This is a genomic window from Pseudomonas sp. NUPR-002, from assembly GCF_056322725.1.
In genome coordinates, this window is the sequence record NZ_CM150476.1 from 3419781 (window position 1) to 3435262 (window position 15482).

At 61.6% G+C, this 15482-nt stretch carries 12 protein-coding genes; 1 reads left to right on the forward strand and 11 read right to left on the reverse strand.

Translation table 11 applies throughout. The features are described 5' to 3' along the window. Positions 1 to 16 precede the first annotated feature (16 nt). From ACVWSC_RS15490 to ACVWSC_RS15530, 9 genes are all read right to left on the reverse strand, one after another. Positions 17 to 1018: an HAD family hydrolase gene (locus ACVWSC_RS15490; RefSeq protein WP_442107507.1), complete on the reverse strand. Its 1002-nt coding sequence runs from the start codon at positions 1016 to 1018 to the stop codon at positions 17 to 19. A gap of 42 nt (positions 1019 to 1060) precedes the next feature. Beyond that, entirely contained in the window at positions 1061 to 2365 is a 1305-nt protein-coding gene (locus ACVWSC_RS15495; RefSeq protein ID WP_442107509.1) for a hypothetical protein, read from the reverse strand. After that, positions 2362 to 3957, reverse strand: a complete 1596-nt coding sequence (locus ACVWSC_RS15500) for a vWA domain-containing protein (protein WP_442107511.1) — start codon at positions 3955 to 3957, stop codon at positions 2362 to 2364. Before ACVWSC_RS15500 ends, ACVWSC_RS15495 begins: the two co-directional genes overlap by 4 nt. A 1-nt stretch (position 3958) precedes the next feature. Beyond that, positions 3959 to 4960 carry a vWA domain-containing protein gene (locus ACVWSC_RS15505; protein WP_442107513.1) on the reverse strand — a complete coding sequence of 334 codons (1002 nt, stop codon included), beginning with the start codon at positions 4958 to 4960 and terminating at the stop codon, positions 3959 to 3961. After that, positions 4947 to 5453 (reverse strand): DUF4381 domain-containing protein, encoded by a 507-nt coding sequence (locus tag ACVWSC_RS15510; RefSeq protein WP_442107515.1) that lies wholly within the window; start codon positions 5451 to 5453, stop codon positions 4947 to 4949. The genes ACVWSC_RS15505 and ACVWSC_RS15510 overlap by 14 nt, the downstream gene beginning before the upstream one ends. Continuing rightward, positions 5450 to 6409: a DUF58 domain-containing protein gene (locus ACVWSC_RS15515; protein ID WP_442107517.1), complete on the reverse strand. Its 960-nt coding sequence runs from the start codon at positions 6407 to 6409 to the stop codon at positions 5450 to 5452. The genes ACVWSC_RS15510 and ACVWSC_RS15515 overlap by 4 nt, the downstream gene beginning before the upstream one ends. Positions 6410 to 6412: 3 nt before the next feature. Next, a complete protein-coding gene (locus tag ACVWSC_RS15520) occupies positions 6413 to 7387 on the reverse strand; it encodes an AAA family ATPase (protein WP_442107519.1) in 975 nt (324 codons plus the stop codon). Between the two features lie 87 nt (positions 7388 to 7474). Continuing rightward, positions 7475 to 9805 carry a tetratricopeptide repeat protein gene (locus tag ACVWSC_RS15525; protein ID WP_442107521.1) on the reverse strand — a complete coding sequence of 777 codons (2331 nt, stop codon included), beginning with the start codon at positions 9803 to 9805 and terminating at the stop codon, positions 7475 to 7477. A 143-nt stretch (positions 9806 to 9948) separates the two neighbouring features. Continuing rightward, positions 9949 to 10797 (reverse strand): type 1 glutamine amidotransferase domain-containing protein, encoded by an 849-nt coding sequence (locus ACVWSC_RS15530; protein ID WP_442107523.1) that lies wholly within the window; start codon positions 10795 to 10797, stop codon positions 9949 to 9951. Between the two features lie 98 nt (positions 10798 to 10895). On the opposite strand from ACVWSC_RS15530, the gene ACVWSC_RS15535 reads away from it, so the two are divergent. Beyond that, the gene (locus tag ACVWSC_RS15535; protein WP_442107525.1) at positions 10896 to 11816 is read left to right on the forward strand and encodes a LysR family transcriptional regulator; all 921 of its coding nucleotides are present in this window, start codon (positions 10896 to 10898) and stop codon (positions 11814 to 11816) included. A gap of 101 nt (positions 11817 to 11917) precedes the next feature. Here ACVWSC_RS15535 and aspT read toward each other — a convergent pair whose 3' ends face one another. Together aspT and ACVWSC_RS15545 are read right to left on the reverse strand one after the other, a co-directional pair. After that, positions 11918 to 13600 carry an aspartate-alanine antiporter gene (aspT, locus tag ACVWSC_RS15540; RefSeq protein WP_442107527.1) on the reverse strand — a complete coding sequence of 561 codons (1683 nt, stop codon included), beginning with the start codon at positions 13598 to 13600 and terminating at the stop codon, positions 11918 to 11920. Then, complete coding sequence (locus ACVWSC_RS15545; RefSeq protein WP_442107529.1) at positions 13597 to 15225, reverse strand: mechanosensitive ion channel family protein; 1629 nt, start codon at positions 15223 to 15225, stop codon at positions 13597 to 13599. Before ACVWSC_RS15545 ends, aspT begins: the two co-directional genes overlap by 4 nt. Positions 15226 to 15482: the final 257 nt, after the last annotated feature.

Genomic DNA, 15482 nt, shown 5'->3' on the forward strand with positions numbered 1-15482 from the left:
CGCCTGCGGTTTGGGTTTACTGGCTATCAATGGTGTCGAAGGGATAGACACGCTGCCACTCGCGGGCCATGTCTACCACGGTCCAACCCTGCTTGTTGGCAACTATCAAGGCCTTGTCCAGACGACCGACTTTACTGTCGTGGTCATAGGCCCATTCGCGCTTGCTGTCAGTGTGGTGTACCAGGCCGGCAAAGCGTTTGCCGGGGCCGGCCATGGTCCATTGGAGCATTTGCAAGTCTCCGTCGGAATTGCCGAAGGCCAGAATCGGCCGGCGGCCAATGATCGAATCGATGCTGACCGGTTTACCTGGGCCATCGTCGTTATGCGTGAGTTTCGGCAGACGCTGAATCGACAACTGACCGTCCTTGTCTTGAAAACGTGCATCGAGGGTGGTGCCGATCACCTGCTCAGGTGGAATGCCGTAGACCTCTTCGGCAAATGCACGCATAAACGCGACTTCACCGCCCGAAACAATGTAGGTTCTGAAGCCATTGGCACGCAGGTACTGCAGCACCTCCAGCATCGGCTGAAAGACCATCTCGGTGTAGGGCTTACCGGTTTTCGGGTGCACGGCGGTAGCCAGCCAGCGCCGGGTCTGGGCAATGAACGCCTCGGTGCTCATGCCTGAATGGGTCGCGGCGACGATCTTCAGCATGCCGTCCATGCCACTGGCAGCCAGGGCCTTCTGATCGCCTTCCAGCACAGCCTTGAACGGCTGCTGGGTTTTCCACTCGGGGTGTTTCGGGGCCAGGCGCTTGACTTCGTCCAGGGCAAACAGCACCTCGAAGTACAGCGGTTGCTCGCTCCACAAGGTGCCGTCATTGTCGAACACCGCAATGCGCTCGGCGGGCGCGACGTAGTCTTTGCCGCCCTCCTCGGTCACCGCACTGACAAACTGCTCGATCGCCTGACGCGAGGCACCGTTGTACCAGGACGGTAGCGGATCGGCGGCCATCGCCAGCAGCGGTAACAAAAACAGCAGACTGAACAGCCAACGCAAACGAAGTGGTTGAGGCATAGCGCGTCCTTGAAGTGTCACCTGGGGCCTGAGCGGTTGAAGTCAGGGATTCAGCGGTTTCAATCCATGCGGCAATGGGGCATCTGTACCTTTCGTTAACTGCTGACGCGATTGCTCCAGCGTTTCAAGCATGTTTGCAGGGGGAGCATCTCCCGAAAAACCGGGCCTGAAGCGAATCTTGAGCAAGTCTAGTGAACGATTAACCGTTGAGTCGGATAATTGATCAGAAAATGCCGACAGCGTCCGTTTTCCACTGCTACGCCGTACCCACAGGTACAGCCCGCTCAGTTGCAACGGACGCTCACTCAACTGCTGGCGCATCAGTTGCCAGGCGTAATCGGCAGACGCCAGCCAGGCTGTATGACGACGTTGCCGCCAGGCGTGGTAGCCGGCCAGTGCAGTGCGCGTCCAAGGGCGGGCAACATAGATCAAGCCCGCACCAGCCAGTAGCAATACCGCCAGCAACACGCCGTGCCCGGATAAGCGCACATGCGCCTGGCGCCCCAGCGCGCGTAAATCGTCGTTGATGGAGAACGGCGCGTTGTAGCTGCCTTTAACGGCCTCGAAGTCCAACGCTTCCAGTGATGCGGTGCGTGTTTGTCCAGTGCTGGCATCCCACCAGGTGAAGGTAATGGCCGGCAGGCTGAGTTTGCCTTCCTCGCCGATCACATAGGTCACGCTGTCTTCGCGCTGACCACCTAACACCCCGCCACGGCCGTCGCTCAAGGCACTGACGCTGGGGGTCTGCACATAGCGCTTCAACCCCGGAACCTGGGCGAATGCGGGCGGCGGAATCAGCATGGCCTGGGCGCCTTGCGCTTGAATCGAAACCTGCCGGGTAACACTGTCGCCAACCCGCAAGGGTTCATGCGAACGTTGCAAGGTCTGGCTGATCGTCAGTGCATTGGCCACCAGGTGTGGTTGATTGCCTGCACCGGCTTGCGCTTTGGCCACAAAGCTCAACGGCTGGCTGTTGAGCGTCACCAGGCCGCTGCCCTGCCCCGGCTGCACCTGAAAGGCCAGCGCCGGGATGGTGAACGACTGCGCCGTCTGTGGAGTGATCTGGTAGGTGTAACGCAGGCCAAAAAAGGTCTTGCCATCGAGCGTCTGGTTCAGGTGTTGCGCCTCGCCGCCAGGCGGCGTCACCAAGGCACCGGGCAGTTCGAGTTTGGCCAGGATCGGTGCGGCGGTGAACCAGGTATCGACCAGCAGATCGACCTCCATGCTGAGTGTGCCGCCCACCACGACTTCGGCCTGCGGCAGCAGACGGCTTTGCACCCGGACTTCAGGCGCGGCGCTGGCCAGCAGCGGTGCGCACACCAATAGCATCATCAGCAGCAATTTCATGGCTGACCCTCAGGCGCTTGGCGTGCGGCGTTCTGGAGCATGAACTTGCGTTTGAGAAACTGCGCTGGCGAGGTTGTCAGGTTGTTCAACCACTGTTGATCCGAGGCCGCCTGCGCGGTGGTCAGCTGCTTTTGTTGCGCGCCGGCACTGGGGGTCTGGTCTTCGACCACTTTGTCGGCCTTCTCATCGGGGGTACCGGCCTGTTGCTGGTCTTCATAGTCTTTGAGCAAGGCCTGGGCCAGGGCCAGGTTGGCGCTGGCCTGGGGAAATTCTGCCTGTTTGTGCAGGGCCTGCTGATAGGCGCTGATCGCCTCGGGGAACTTGAACAGGCGTACATAGATATTGCCCAGGTAGAACTGCGCCGCAGCACTGTCGAGCCGGGCAAAGCCAGCCAGCGCTGCCGGATAGTCCGCCGCGTTGTAGGCCGCCAGCGCTTTCCAGTACGGATCGTGAAAGTGCTCGGCTGCCTGAGGAAAGTGACCATGCTCAAAAGCCCAGCGGCCTTGCTGGTCCGGGGTAAAAAAGGCATCGGCCAAGGCCCCGGCCCGCGCCGGTTCAGCGGGCATGCTCAACAGCACGACCAGCCACAACCCAAGCCAGTTCACGCGCCAGCCACGCCGCACGCAGCACAGCGCGATTAGCGCCAAAGGCCAGCACAGCCAATACCCTGCGTCCTTCCAGTGCACCTGTTGCTGATCACCTTGAACCGCCTGCAAGTGCTGCTGCGCATGCAGGGTGATCCAGTCCAAAACGTCATCGTCCAGGGTCAGGCTACCCAGCGGGGCGTCGGCCGCTTGTGCCAGCTGCTTCAAGCCCTGGGCATCGAAGCTTGCCTGCACTGGTTGGCCATCTTCGGCAATGCGTGGACGCCCCTTGGTATCCAGCAGCACCCCACCGTCCTGACTGCCGACTGCCAGTACCAGCACTTGCAGGTCGCTGCCGGACAGTCGCTTGGAAATGCCCTGCAACTGCTCCGGCGCCCCCCCATCGGTGACCAACAACAGGGTGGCGGGCATCTTCTCGGCATCCAGCAGTTTCTGTGCTTGCTCGATCACGCCGAGCACGTCTTTGCCGGGCTGACTGATCAGATCGGTGCTCAATGCTTGCAGGAAGCTGTCGAGCAAGGCCGGGTCTTCAGTGGCGGGCAACACCAGATGCGCATTACCGGCATAGGCAATCAGCGCCGTACGGGCACCGGCACGGCGCTGAATCAGGTCATGCAAGGTGTGCTTGGCCGCGATCAGCCGCGAAGGCGGTACATCGTCGGCATCCATCGACGGCGACAGGTCGACGGCCAGAATCAACACCGCACGGTTGTCGAGAAAATCAGGCGTGTCCTGGGTCCAGGTCGGCCCGGCGGCGGCCACTGCGCCCAAGCCCAGCAATAGCGCCAGCAGGTGCACAGGCTGCACACGAGGCTGCTGCTCAGGGGTAATCAGCAAGGCCTCGACCAGGTGCGGGGCAATCAGCCCGTGCAACTGCCGGCGCAGGTCATGTCGACGCATCCAGGCCCACGGCAGCACAAGCGCCGGGACCAGAAGCAAAAGCCACAGCGGGCGCAGGAAGTGAAAGGCGCTGAGGTCGATGTCCATGTCAGCCTCCGGGCTCGGTACCGGGTGCCTGGCGCTGCAACAGCCAGCCCGACACTGCCGTCACGCTGTGGCTGAGCAGCAACAACAGCAATGCCGCGCCCAACGGCCACCAGAACAGGTCGCGCTTGGGTTGGTGACTCAGGGTCTTGACCTGGTGCGGGGTGATCTGGTCCAGGGTCGCATACACCGTTTGCAGGGCGTGGCGGTCATCGGCGCGGAAGAAGCGCCCACCGGTGGTGCGCGAGATATTCTGCAGCACCGTCAGGTCAACCTTGGCATCGCCGCTGGCCTCGGGGTCGCCAATGCCGATGGTGTGGACCAGAATGCCGCGCTGCTTGGCCAGTTGCGCAGCGTGCTCAGGGGTAATGGCACTGCCGGTGTCGTTGCCATCGGTCAGCAGGATCAGCACTTTCTCCTGTTCCTTGGCCTGTTCGAACAGCTTGATACTCAGGCCAATGGCATCACCCAGCGCGGTATTCGGGCCGGCCATACCGATGCCGACTTCGTCGAGCAGCAGCCCAAGGCTGGCATGATCAAGGGTAAACGGCGCCTGCGGGTAGGCTGCGGTGCCAAAAACGATCAGACCGATGCGATCATCCTTACGCTGCGCGATAAAGTCGCGCACCACGCCTTTGACTGCGGTCAAACGGTCGCTCTGCACGCCGTTGGCGTCGGTGTAATCGGTGGTCTGCATGGACTGGGAGATATCAATCGCCAGCATCATGTCGCGAATCGGCTGTTGCTTTTCGATGGCTTGTTCGACCCACACCGGGCGGGCGCAGGCTGCGATGATCAGCGCCCAGACCAGCAGGTTCAGCAGTAACTGCCACCGCCCGGCGCTTGCCGCCGGGGTGCCCGGCTGCTGGCCAACCGCCCGACTCATGGCCGCGAAAAACGGCACCCGCAGTGAGCTGCGCGCGGCGCGATAAGCGCGCAGGTAGCGGTAGGCCAGCCAGGGCAGCGGCAACAGCAGCAACACCCAGGGGTAGTCAAACTGCCACATGATGGGTCTCGATCCAGGTTCGGCTGGCGGCAAACAGCGTCTGCACCTCGCTTTCGCCGATGCCCAGGACTTCGGCATCTGGCGCATACGCCAGGGAGAACAGGCGCGTCGCGAAGTGTTCCGGCAAAGGTACTCGGGCATGGGTGGTCAAAAATGCCTGCCACTGCGCACCGCTGAGCGCGGCCACCGCCGCAGTGCTGGTCGCCGACAAGGCCACACGTTTAAGCAGCACCGGCAACTGGCGCAGGCCGCGCAGGCGCCCTGCCGTGTCACTCAAGCTGTGTTCCAGGCCTTCGAGCATCAGCAGCGCTTCGCGCCGGTAGCGATCACGTTGCCAGCGCCGCCAGCGGTGCAGCGCCCACCACGCGGTGGCGCACAGCACCATCAGCAGCAGTACCAGCCAGCCCCAGGTCTGCGGCAGGTAGCTGAACGGCGGCGTGGTCAGCGGCAGCTCCTGCAACTGATCGATGTTCGGCAGCGCTGGCGTGGTCATCGCACAATTCCCGAGAGCCGGCCCAGCTCGCGGCGCACTTGCATCAGCGCATCTTCGCCGGTACTGATCATCATTACCGGCACTTGGCTACGTTGCAGCAGCTCGGCGACCTGCTGCAATCGACCGGAAAGAAACTCGGCCATGGGCCGGTGCACATGACGCCGGCCGATTTCCAGCTCCACCTGCACCTGACCTTGGGTGACGGTCACCCGCCCCTGTTGCGGCAACGCCAGTGCGAGCGGGTCGTACACCTGCATGGCGATCACATCGTTGTGTGCACTGAGTTGGCGCAGCAACTGCAAGGTGTGCGCTGAAGCACCGGAAAAGTCGCTGATGATGCACACCAGACTGTCGTGCCCGGCATTGGCGATGCAGGTGCGCAGTACCAGATCCAACTGATCGGCGCCTTCGGCATCAGGGCCTGTGGCTGACAGTGCGTGGTTGCTGCGTATCACTGCGGCGCACAAGGCTTCCACTCGCGCCCGGCTACGCAACGGCCGCACAGGTTGCACCTGCTGGTCGTCAAATACCAGGCCGCCAACGCGGTCGCCCGCGTGAAAGGCAATCCACGCCGACAGCGCTGCCAGTTCGGCGGCGGTCACCGACTTGAAACTGCGTTGCGAGCCAAAGAACATGCTCATGCGCTGGTCGATCAACAGCCACGTCGGGCGGTCGCGTTCTTCGGTAAAGGTGCGCACGAAGGGTTTGCCGAAACGCAACGAGGCGCGCCAATCCAGATGGCGCAGGTCATCGCCGGGGATGTAGCGGCGCAGTTCGTCGAAACTCAGGCCACGGCCACGCAGGCGCGACGCGTGGTTGCCGGACAGGATGCTCGCCAGTGGCTGGCGCGCGAGAAAACTCAGGCCGCGGATACGGTGCTCCAGCGCCATGAGTTGCGCCAACGACGCGTAGACCTGGCCATCGGCCCTGCGGCTACCCGATTGTGGTCCCGGCATGGCTCAGGCCGGGACCGCAACGCGATCGAGCAGCCGGTCGATCACCTCATCGGCGCTGACGCCATCGGCGATCGCATCGTAGGACAGCTGCAAACGGTGGCGCAGGACCGGGTGCACCACGGCACGCACATCGTCCGGTGAAACATAGTCATTGCCCGACAGCCAGGCATGCGCGCGCGACACCCGGTCCAAGCTGATGCCACCACGCGGGCTGGCACCGATCTTGATCCAGCGGGCCAGGTCATCGTCGTAGTCGTGCGGCCTGCGCGTGGCGTTGACCAGGTCGATCACATAGCGATCGATGGCCTCGGCCACCTGTACCGCCGCGACTTCTGCCCGTGCGGCAAATACCACCTCTTGCGGCAAACGCTGGGGCGCTGGCGCCGCCTTGCCGGCTTGCTGATCTTCGCCACGCACCAGGCGCAACACCAGGGTTTCGTCTTCGATCTTGGGGTAGTCCAGTTGCAGCTTCATCAGAAAGCGGTCCATCTGCGCTTCCGGCAACGGATAGGTGCCTTCTTGCTCGATGGGGTTTTGCGTTGCCAGAACCATGAACAATCCCGACATCGGGTAACTGTGCCCGGCCACGGTGATCTGCCGCTCTTCCATGGCTTCGAGCAATGCGGCCTGGACCTTGGCCGGTGCCCGGTTGATCTCGTCGGCAAGAATCACATTGCCAAACAGCGGGCCAGGCTGGAACTTGATCTGGTTGCCCTCGGCGGTTTGCTGCAGGATTTCCCCGCCGGTGATATCCGACGGCAGCAGATCCGGGGTGAACTGGATGCGCCGCATGTTGGCATCCAGGTGGGTGGCCAGGGCTTTGACCGTGCGGGTCTTGGCCAGGCCCGGCAAACTTTCCAGCAACACATGACCATTGGCCAGAAGCCCAAGCAGCACGTGCCGGATAGTGTCGGCCTGCCCCAGAACCTGCTGCGCCACACTGGCCTCCAGCGCCGCTACCTGCTCACGTATGGTCATTAGTGCAGTCCCTGACTGGCTGGCAATGGATTGATCCTAGCAGCCGCTGACCTGCTCGCAAGCCAACGGACTACAGGCGATACACACTCAGGGTTTTTGCCAATAGGGTTCGATCCCCTGCAGGCGCGGGTCATCCGGCGCAACCTGGCGCATGCGTTTTACATACTCGAACGCCTCATCACGCTCCCCAGCCAAGGCATGTAGGTAAATCAGCGAATAGAGCAAGTCCGGATCGTCTGGCGACTGCTGCAACCCGCTGCGCAGGGCACTGATAGCGTCATCACGGCGATTCAGACGCGACAACAGCAAACCCTGGTTGTAGCGAATCCGCGAATTGCCCGGCAGCGCCACGGCTGCGGTTTCCATCCACTCCAGTGCCTGCTCGGCTTTGCCCTGCTCAACCAGCAACAAGGCCAGCATATAGGCCAGGTTGCCGTGGTCGGCGGGGGGCATTTTGTCCAGCGCGAGGCCTTCGCGTAGCACCTGCTCGGCGTCGTCCAGGCGTTGTGCGCCACTCAATTGGGTTACCAGGTTGACCCGCGCGGGCACAAAGTACGGGTCGAGCTTCAAGGCCTGGCGGTATTCATCCATTGCTTCGTTGCCACGGCCCTGCCGGTTCAACAGGACTGCCAGGTTCAGACGGCCACCGGGCAGATCCGCGTTGCCGCGCAAGCGTTGCTCGTAGTCTGCCAGCAAGGTTTTGAACGACTCGCGCGACTCCACCGGCAGTTGCTCGGCCGGCACATCGGCCAAGGCCCTGACAGCCTCATCGCGCACGGCCAGACTCGGGTCCTTGAGCAGCGGCAACAGCGGCTGCAGGCGTTGCGCTGCCGGGACACTGGAAAAACCGGAAACCGCATAGGCACGCACCAGGGCACTCGGATCGTTCAGCGCCCAGCCCAGGCTAATGACGGAACGGGGGCCGAGGTCGGCCAGCTGTTCAGCCGCCGTGGCGCGGACAATCGCGGGTTTGCCTTTATCTGCCAGCACGGCATTGAGCGCATTGAAGGGGATGCCCTCACCGCTGCGCGCCGCATGGAAGTTCTCACCATAGTGAGGCGGACGCTGTGGCTGCCCGAACCAGCCTTCGATGGCCTTGGCGGCCCACTGCGGCTGCTGGTCTGTGTGGCAGCTGGTACAGGCGTCCGGGCTGGCATCCTTGCTGGCCAGGTCGGGGCGTGGAATGCGCAGGCTATGGTCACGCCGGGGGTCGACCACCATGTAGGTCTTAGTCGGCATATGGCAACTGACACATTGGGCGCCCGCCGTGCCTGGCGTGTGGTGATGGTGCGCCTGGCTGTCGTAGTTCTTGGCCTGCAGGCTGGGGAAACGCGCCCGCGGCGGCTGCTCGTTGTGGCATTGCAAGCACAGCCCGTTGCCTTCGATCTTGACCTTACTGGTGTGCGGGTTGTGGCAGTCGGTGCAGCCTACCCCCGCTGCATACATCTTGCTCTGGGTGAACGAGCCATATTCGTAGACTTCGCCGTCAATCTGGCCATCGGCATGATAAAGGCCGCTGCGCAAGGTCGCGGGCAGGCTTTGGTCCAGCTGTGGGTGACCCGGCAGTTGCCCGGCGCCGAGGGTTTGCCGACGGCTGTGGCAAAACGCACACTGCTCGACCAGGCCCTGGCTGCCCAGCGCCTTGTAGTCCACCTGCAAACCAATGTCCTTGGCTGTGGCATAGCTCGGCTGCGCCGCTTTGTTTGCCTTGGCCCAGTCAACATGGGCCTGGCCTGGCCCGTGGCAGCTCTGGCAACCGACGTTCTTTTCCTGCCAGGTCGAGGCAAAGCTGTCGTCACGGTCGTTGTAGTTTTTCATCAGGCGCGTGGAGTGGCAGTCGGCGCACATGCCGTTCCAGTTCTGGTAGCGCCCGGTCCAGTGCAGCGGATCATTGGGGGCAAAGCGTTGGCCGGGGTACAGCGAGAACCAGCGCTGGCCGCCCTCACCGCTGGTGCGGCTGTCCCAGGCGATGGTCAGAGCCTGCAAGCGTCCACGGGGCAAAGCCACCAGGTATTGCTGCAGCGGGTAGTGGCCGAAGGTGTAGAGGATCTGGAAGTCTTCGGCCTTGCCCTGCTCGCCCTCTGTATTGACGAAGAACTGCTTGCCCTTGCGAAAGAAGCGCGCCTTGACACCGGCCTCGTCAAAGCGTGCATCGTTGAAGTTGCCCAGCACGTTGGCGCCGGTGGCGTCACGCATGGCCCAGCCATGGTCGGAGTCTTGCCATTGTTTGGCTTGCTCAGTGTGACAGCCCAGGCAACTGGCCGTGGCAACGTAGCCTTCGGCCACGCTGGCCTGTCCGGGCAGCGGTGTGGCGGGAGCACTGGCAGCCCAAGCCGGTAACACACCGGCCAATAGCATCAGGGCTGCATATGAGCGGATCCGCTGGCAATAGCGGGACACCAGGGTGTGTTGCCTCATTCCTTGCTCCACGGTCGAATCTCAGCGCCCTGATCCGGGCTTTCTTATCGGCTAGCAGCGTTGGCCGTGGGGCTTAGGGTAGTGCATCCGTGTAGGCAGGTCTTGGTGTAATGCTAAAAAGCGCTACTTTTTATTCCAAAGCACTATAGCGCCTTTGCCGCGTCCAGCTTGTGCAGGAGCTCCTTGGCCAGCGCGTGGTCAGAGAACGGATTCTGGCCGGTAATCAGCTCACGATCGACCACCACATTCGGCGACCAGGCCTGGGCGTAGTTCATGTCACCTCCCGCACCGGCCATGGCGGCGGCTGGGTAGAATTGAATGCGATCACCGTTAAGCGAGCCTTCGAACACCTGCTCTTCCGGGTCGGCGAAAATGGTCATGCGGTAGCCCTGGTAGATCCAGTTAGCTGCTGCCGGCTTTTCACCTCGGGTCAATGCCGCCTGGTAACCGAGCGGATCGTCCTGCGCCGACAGCAGCGCAATCGGCCCGTGGCAGATGGCGGCCGTGGGCTTGCCAGCCTGGTGGAAGTGCCGCAGCAGCGCGCCGACTTGCGGGTTGTTGGCCAGGTCGATCAAGGGCGCATGGCCGCCCGGGATCAGCAGCCCGGCAAAGCGGTCGAGATCGCCCTCCAACACTTCCTTGAGCGACACGCTGTCATTGATGCCGGGCAGGCCCTCGACCAGCGTCTGGATACGGCGCATCTCTGCGGCATCGCCAGCGAAATACATGGGGTCGATCGAGCGCTGGTCGACACTCGGTTTGTTGCCTTTCGGGGTCACCAATACCAGTGTGTAGCCAGCCTTGAGCAGTTGATCCGCAGGCACACCGAACTCGTTAAGGTAAAACCCTGTGGGGTACTGCTTGCCGTCTTTGAGTGGCAATTGCTGTTCGCTGGACAGCAATACCAGCACCTCGCCCTTGCTGGCAGCCGGCGCCGTACCGGCCAGCAGCGTGGTGCCCAGGGCGAGTGCCAGGGTGGATAGCGTGCGCATAGTGATGCTCCTGCAGGTCTGTGGGGTGAGTAGCCAGCATCCTACTCAAGGCACTAATATTCGTTAATTCGAAAGCTTTTATTTCTGGCATTCAAAAAATGAATATCACCAACAAGGACCTCAACCTGCTCCTGGTGTTTCACGTGCTCTACCAGGAACGCAACGCGTCGGTGGCCGCAGCGCGTATCGCCCTGAGCCAGCCGGCCCTGAGCCATAAATTGAACAAGCTGCGCCAGCAGTTTGCCGACCCGCTGTTTGTCCGCGCGCCTCGCGGCCTCTCACCCACTCCGCGGGCCCACGAACTGGCGCCCCATGTGCAGCGTCTGGTGAGTGAGTTGGAGGCGTTCTACGACCTCAGTGATGGCCGTGATTTTCTGCAACGGGCCGAGCGTATCCACCTCTACAGCACCGACTACATCGAGCAAACGCTACTGCCGCACTTGTTACCGATACTGCGTAGCCAGGCGCCAAACCTGCTACTGATCACCCATAACACCCGTGGTCAGTTGCCACGCAATGAATTGGAAAAAGGCACCTGCGACCTGGCGATTGCCGGTTTTTATACCGACCTGCCCGACACCTTTCATCAGCAACGGTTGCTCAGTGAAGACTTCGTGGTGCTTGCCTCACGCAGCAATGCACGACTGGCTAATGGCTTGGACCTGGACGCCTTTCTCGCTTGCGAGCACCTGCTTACCACCCTCACTGGTGATCTCGATGGCTTAGTGGACCAGGCGTTGCAGGCCAAGGGCCTCAAGCGCCGGGTAGCGGCCGGGCTCGCCAGTTTCGTAGCGCCTACGCGGTTGATTCGAGGTACCGACATGCTGCTCACCTGCTTGCGTTCACTGGCCCAGGAGGCCGTTGAGCGCGATCCCGACTTGCGCATGCTGGCCTTACCCTTGTCGTTGCCACGGGTTGAAGTGATGCAGATCTGGCATGCGCGCACCGCTGCCGACCCCTTGCGCCGCTGGCTACGCCAACACGTGCAGGCCGTGGCGGCCACCCTTGAACGCCTGTAGGAGCGGGCTTGCCCCGCGATTGCAATCTGTCTGACACACCGCCATCGCGGGGCAAGCCCGCTCCCACAGGTGGTGCAAGACGGTATCTCCTACCTCAGCCTTCAACTGGCTATGTAAACAATGATCGGCCCGCAAACCGCCAGCAGTACGTTGGAAATCGCGTAGCACACGGTAAAACCAATCACCGGCGTGTTGCTCCCGGATTGTTCGATGATTTTGTTCATCGACGCCGCTTCGGTCTGCGCCCCGGCCAGGGCACCGAACAGCACCATCGGGTGCAGGCGCAGCACATAACGCCCGAAATACAGCGATACCAGCGGTGGCACCAAGGTCACTACCACGCCTGAAATCAGCAACGCGACCCCCTGGCTTTGCATCGCGGCAATCGCCGCAGGCCCTGCCAGCAGCCCCACCACCGCACCGAAGGCGGTCAGCCCGAACTCCGAGAATGCCCACTGCGCCGCCGATGGCAAGGCACCAAATTCCGGATGCCGGGAGTTGTACCAACCAATCAGTAACGCAACCAGCAACACACCACCGCCCACCCCCAGTTCAACCGGAATCATGCCGATATGCGTGGACAGCATGCCCAGCAGCGCACCCACGACCATGCCCAGGCTGTGAACGGCGATATCACTTTTGTGATTGCGCTCGCGTATACGCCCCAGTTGCTCCGCCAGGGCTTCAATGCTGGCCGTACGCCCGGTCAGGGAGATGACATCACCTTTGCGTAAAATGGTGTTGGGTAACTGCGGCAACTCCAGCCCCTGGCGGGTGATGGTGTTGATAAAACAGCCCATCCGCTCGGAGCCGACCAGGGCGGCCTTGATGTCGTGCAAGGTCTTGCCGGCCAATGCATCGCGGGTCAGCACCACTTCAACCGAACGGGTGGGAAACGACATCGCCTCAGGGTGATCGATTTCCGGGCCCAGCCATTGCACCAGTGAGGCGACATCTTCACGCAGGGCATACACCCCGACGATGTCGTCTTTTTGCAGGAACAGTTCGCTGTTGCGTTCATGGACCTGGCCTGCACGCACCACGCGCTCGATGCTGATGTTGGCATGCTGTTGCTCGAACGCAGCGATCGACTGGCCATCGGCACGCTCCCCTACCCGGTGCGCGCGAACCACGATACGGGTGTAGGGAATGCTGATGATCTGCTCGTTGCTGGCAATGCCCAACTCCAGCTCCAGTTCGCGGGCAGCGCTGCGCAAATCCACGCCCAACAGTTTCGGGGCAATGGTGCCGACAAACACCACCAGACCAATGGTGCCGAACACATAGGTAATGGCATAGGCCACTGCCATGTGGCTGTACAGCTGATTTTTCGCCGCCTCGTCCAGGCTCAGCTGGGCAATGGCGCTGCTGGCGGTGCCCATGATCGCCGTGTCGGTCAGGGCGCCAGCGCCCAGGCCTGCGGTGAACCCGGCATCGAAGTGATAAATCGCATTCATCAGCAAGATGGTGGCCAGCGCCGTGGCACACAGCACCACGGAAAACAGCACCAGTTTCAGGCTGCTGCTGTTCAAGCAACTGAAGAACTCGGGGCCGCTCTTGAAGCCCACGGCGTAGATAAACAGCACAAAAAACACCGATTTCAGTTCATGCGGCACCTCAAGGCCGATCTGGCCGATGATCAGGCCCATCAACAGCGCCCCGGCCACTGAGCCCAGGTGGAAGTTGCCCAGCTGAATTCGACCGATCAGCACTCCCGAAGCAATCGCCAAAAACACCGCAATTTCGGGATTGGAACGCAATGCGTGGAGCACAAAGTCGATCATGGCTCGCGTCCTGTTTCGTCGGGGGCTTGCGCGGGGGCCATGTACCAGCGGTCTTTGGGCACGCGCTTCTCTTGTTCGGGGTCACCCAGGTAGTGCGGCGACATGATCTGCACGTCGTATTCATTGAAGACATCCTGAATATTGGCATGCAGCATGGTCAGCAACTCGGCACGCGGCCGCGGTTCGCTGGGCACGGCCTGGGCAACCAGGCGGTACTCCGGATAAAAGTCTGACAGCGCCGTCTGGAACACTTGGGGTGTCGGTGAGCGCAGAATCCCTGGCGTGCGCTGCGCCGCTTCCAACAGCATGGCTTCAACCTGACGCCACGGTGTGTCGTAGCCAATGGTTACGACGGTATCAACCACATAGCCTGCGCCCTGCACCACCCGCGAGTAGTTTTTCGTCACCGCCCCGGTAATCATCGAGTTGGGAATGGTCAGTACTTCGCCCAAACCGGTGCGGATGCTGGTGGTGAACATGCCGAGTTCAGTCACGGTGCCCTCGTGTTCGCCAATACGGACAAACTCGCCGGGGCGCAAGGTGCGGGTGTAGGTCAGGATCAAGCCGGCCGCGGCTTGCCCGACCACGCTCGATGCACCGAGGGAAATCATCAAACCGATCAACACCGAAAGGCCTTTGAACGCTTCGGTACCGGCGCCCGGCAGGTAGGGATAGGCCATGGCCAGGGCAAACAGCCAGATCGCCAGCGCAGTCAGGCGCGTGGTCGGCTGCAGGGTTTCGCTGTTGAGCCAGCTGATGGTGCCAGGCTTGGACAAGCGCTCCAGCACCCGCTTGGTAAAGGCACTGATGCCACGGGCAATGAAGAAGATCATCAGGGCAATGATCAGCCCCGGTATGGCGCTGACGATGGCATCGAGCACGTAGCGCAGCAAGTTGAGCAAGTAGTGGTCAAGGCTTTCCCCCCACGGCCGGGTATAGGGAAAGCGTTGCAGCACGAAGGTCAGCCATTCGTACGTCAGCAACAGCGCGACGATCCAGTAGAGCAAATCCAGCAAGCGCCGCACCAGCGGAAACAGGTTGCTGGTATCGAGCAGCGAGGTGTCTCCCACTTTCAATACGCCGTGATGACGACGTATGCGTTTGGGCAACTGGGCCAGCAGTTTGCTGCGGACAAACCCGGCCAGGCGCAGCAACGCAATAAACAGTAAGGTGGCCACCACACTCAGGCCAACAGCGGTCAGCAGAAAGCGCACACTGCGGGCCTGCTGCGACTCCTTCACCACTTGTTCAAGCCGCTTGCCCGCCTGTGCCGCCGCGTCGGCTACCGAGGTTTCCGGGTCGGCGTCCTTGGGGGTGACGATAAAGGCGCGGCGCTCACCCAGTAGCACCATATAGCTATCCTGGATGGTATCCAGGCGCACCTGCGGCTCTTCGGTGCCGCTGAGCACTTCATTGATCACCGTCTGGGCGCGCTGGGCACGTGCCTCGGGTGACTCGCCGAGCAGGCTGGCCTTGAAGGTAAAAATCAGCCGATTGGCAATTTTCAGTTCGGCAGATGCGCCCGCTTCCGTCGGTGCTTCTGGTGCTGCTTGAACGGTGGAAAAAAAACCCATCCACAACAGAAAAGCAACGTGCACATACCAACGTTTTACCCACTCCCCCATGGCACTTGCTCCAGCCAGATGTCCTTGTCAGGGCACAACCGTCGCCTGCTGCACCTTCGTGGCCGTTGACTGCATCGCACCTCCCTGCATCAGTTGATCTGAAGCAGGCAAGCTGAGGATAGTCGCGGTTGCTCACTTGTACCTGTAGTTGCCAGCCGCTATAAAAATGCGCTCCATCAGAATTTTCCTACAGAGCAAAAAAAACAGACTAGGCTGGATCTATCATCCAATGCTACGAACCCCTCAAGGATAGGTAT

Excerpts from the sequence above, each read along its gene's own strand:
- ACVWSC_RS15495 (WP_442107509.1), bottom strand. The coding sequence starts at position 2,365 with ATGAAATTGCTGCTGATGATGCTATTGGTGTGCGCACCGCTGCTGGCC.
- ACVWSC_RS15545 (WP_442107529.1), bottom strand. The coding sequence starts at position 15,225 with ATGGGGGAGTGGGTAAAACGTTGGTATGTGCACGTTGCTTTTCTGTTG.
- ACVWSC_RS15525 (WP_442107521.1), bottom strand. The coding sequence starts at position 9,805 with ATGAGGCAACACACCCTGGTGTCCCGCTATTGCCAGCGGATCCGCTCA.
- ACVWSC_RS15515 (WP_442107517.1), bottom strand. The coding sequence starts at position 6,409 with ATGCCGGGACCACAATCGGGTAGCCGCAGGGCCGATGGCCAGGTCTAC.
- ACVWSC_RS15505 (WP_442107513.1), bottom strand. The coding sequence starts at position 4,960 with ATGTGGCAGTTTGACTACCCCTGGGTGTTGCTGCTGTTGCCGCTGCCC.
- ACVWSC_RS15510 (WP_442107515.1), bottom strand. The coding sequence starts at position 5,453 with ATGACCACGCCAGCGCTGCCGAACATCGATCAGTTGCAGGAGCTGCCG.
- ACVWSC_RS15500 (WP_442107511.1), bottom strand. The coding sequence starts at position 3,957 with ATGGACATCGACCTCAGCGCCTTTCACTTCCTGCGCCCGCTGTGGCTT.
- ACVWSC_RS15530 (WP_442107523.1), bottom strand. The coding sequence starts at position 10,797 with ATGCGCACGCTATCCACCCTGGCACTCGCCCTGGGCACCACGCTGCTG.
- ACVWSC_RS15520 (WP_442107519.1), bottom strand. The coding sequence starts at position 7,387 with ATGACCATACGTGAGCAGGTAGCGGCGCTGGAGGCCAGTGTGGCGCAG.
- ACVWSC_RS15490 (WP_442107507.1), bottom strand. The coding sequence starts at position 1,018 with ATGCCTCAACCACTTCGTTTGCGTTGGCTGTTCAGTCTGCTGTTTTTG.
- ACVWSC_RS15535 (WP_442107525.1), top strand. The coding sequence starts at position 10,896 with ATGAATATCACCAACAAGGACCTCAACCTGCTCCTGGTGTTTCACGTG.
- aspT (WP_442107527.1), bottom strand. The coding sequence starts at position 13,600 with ATGATCGACTTTGTGCTCCACGCATTGCGTTCCAATCCCGAAATTGCG.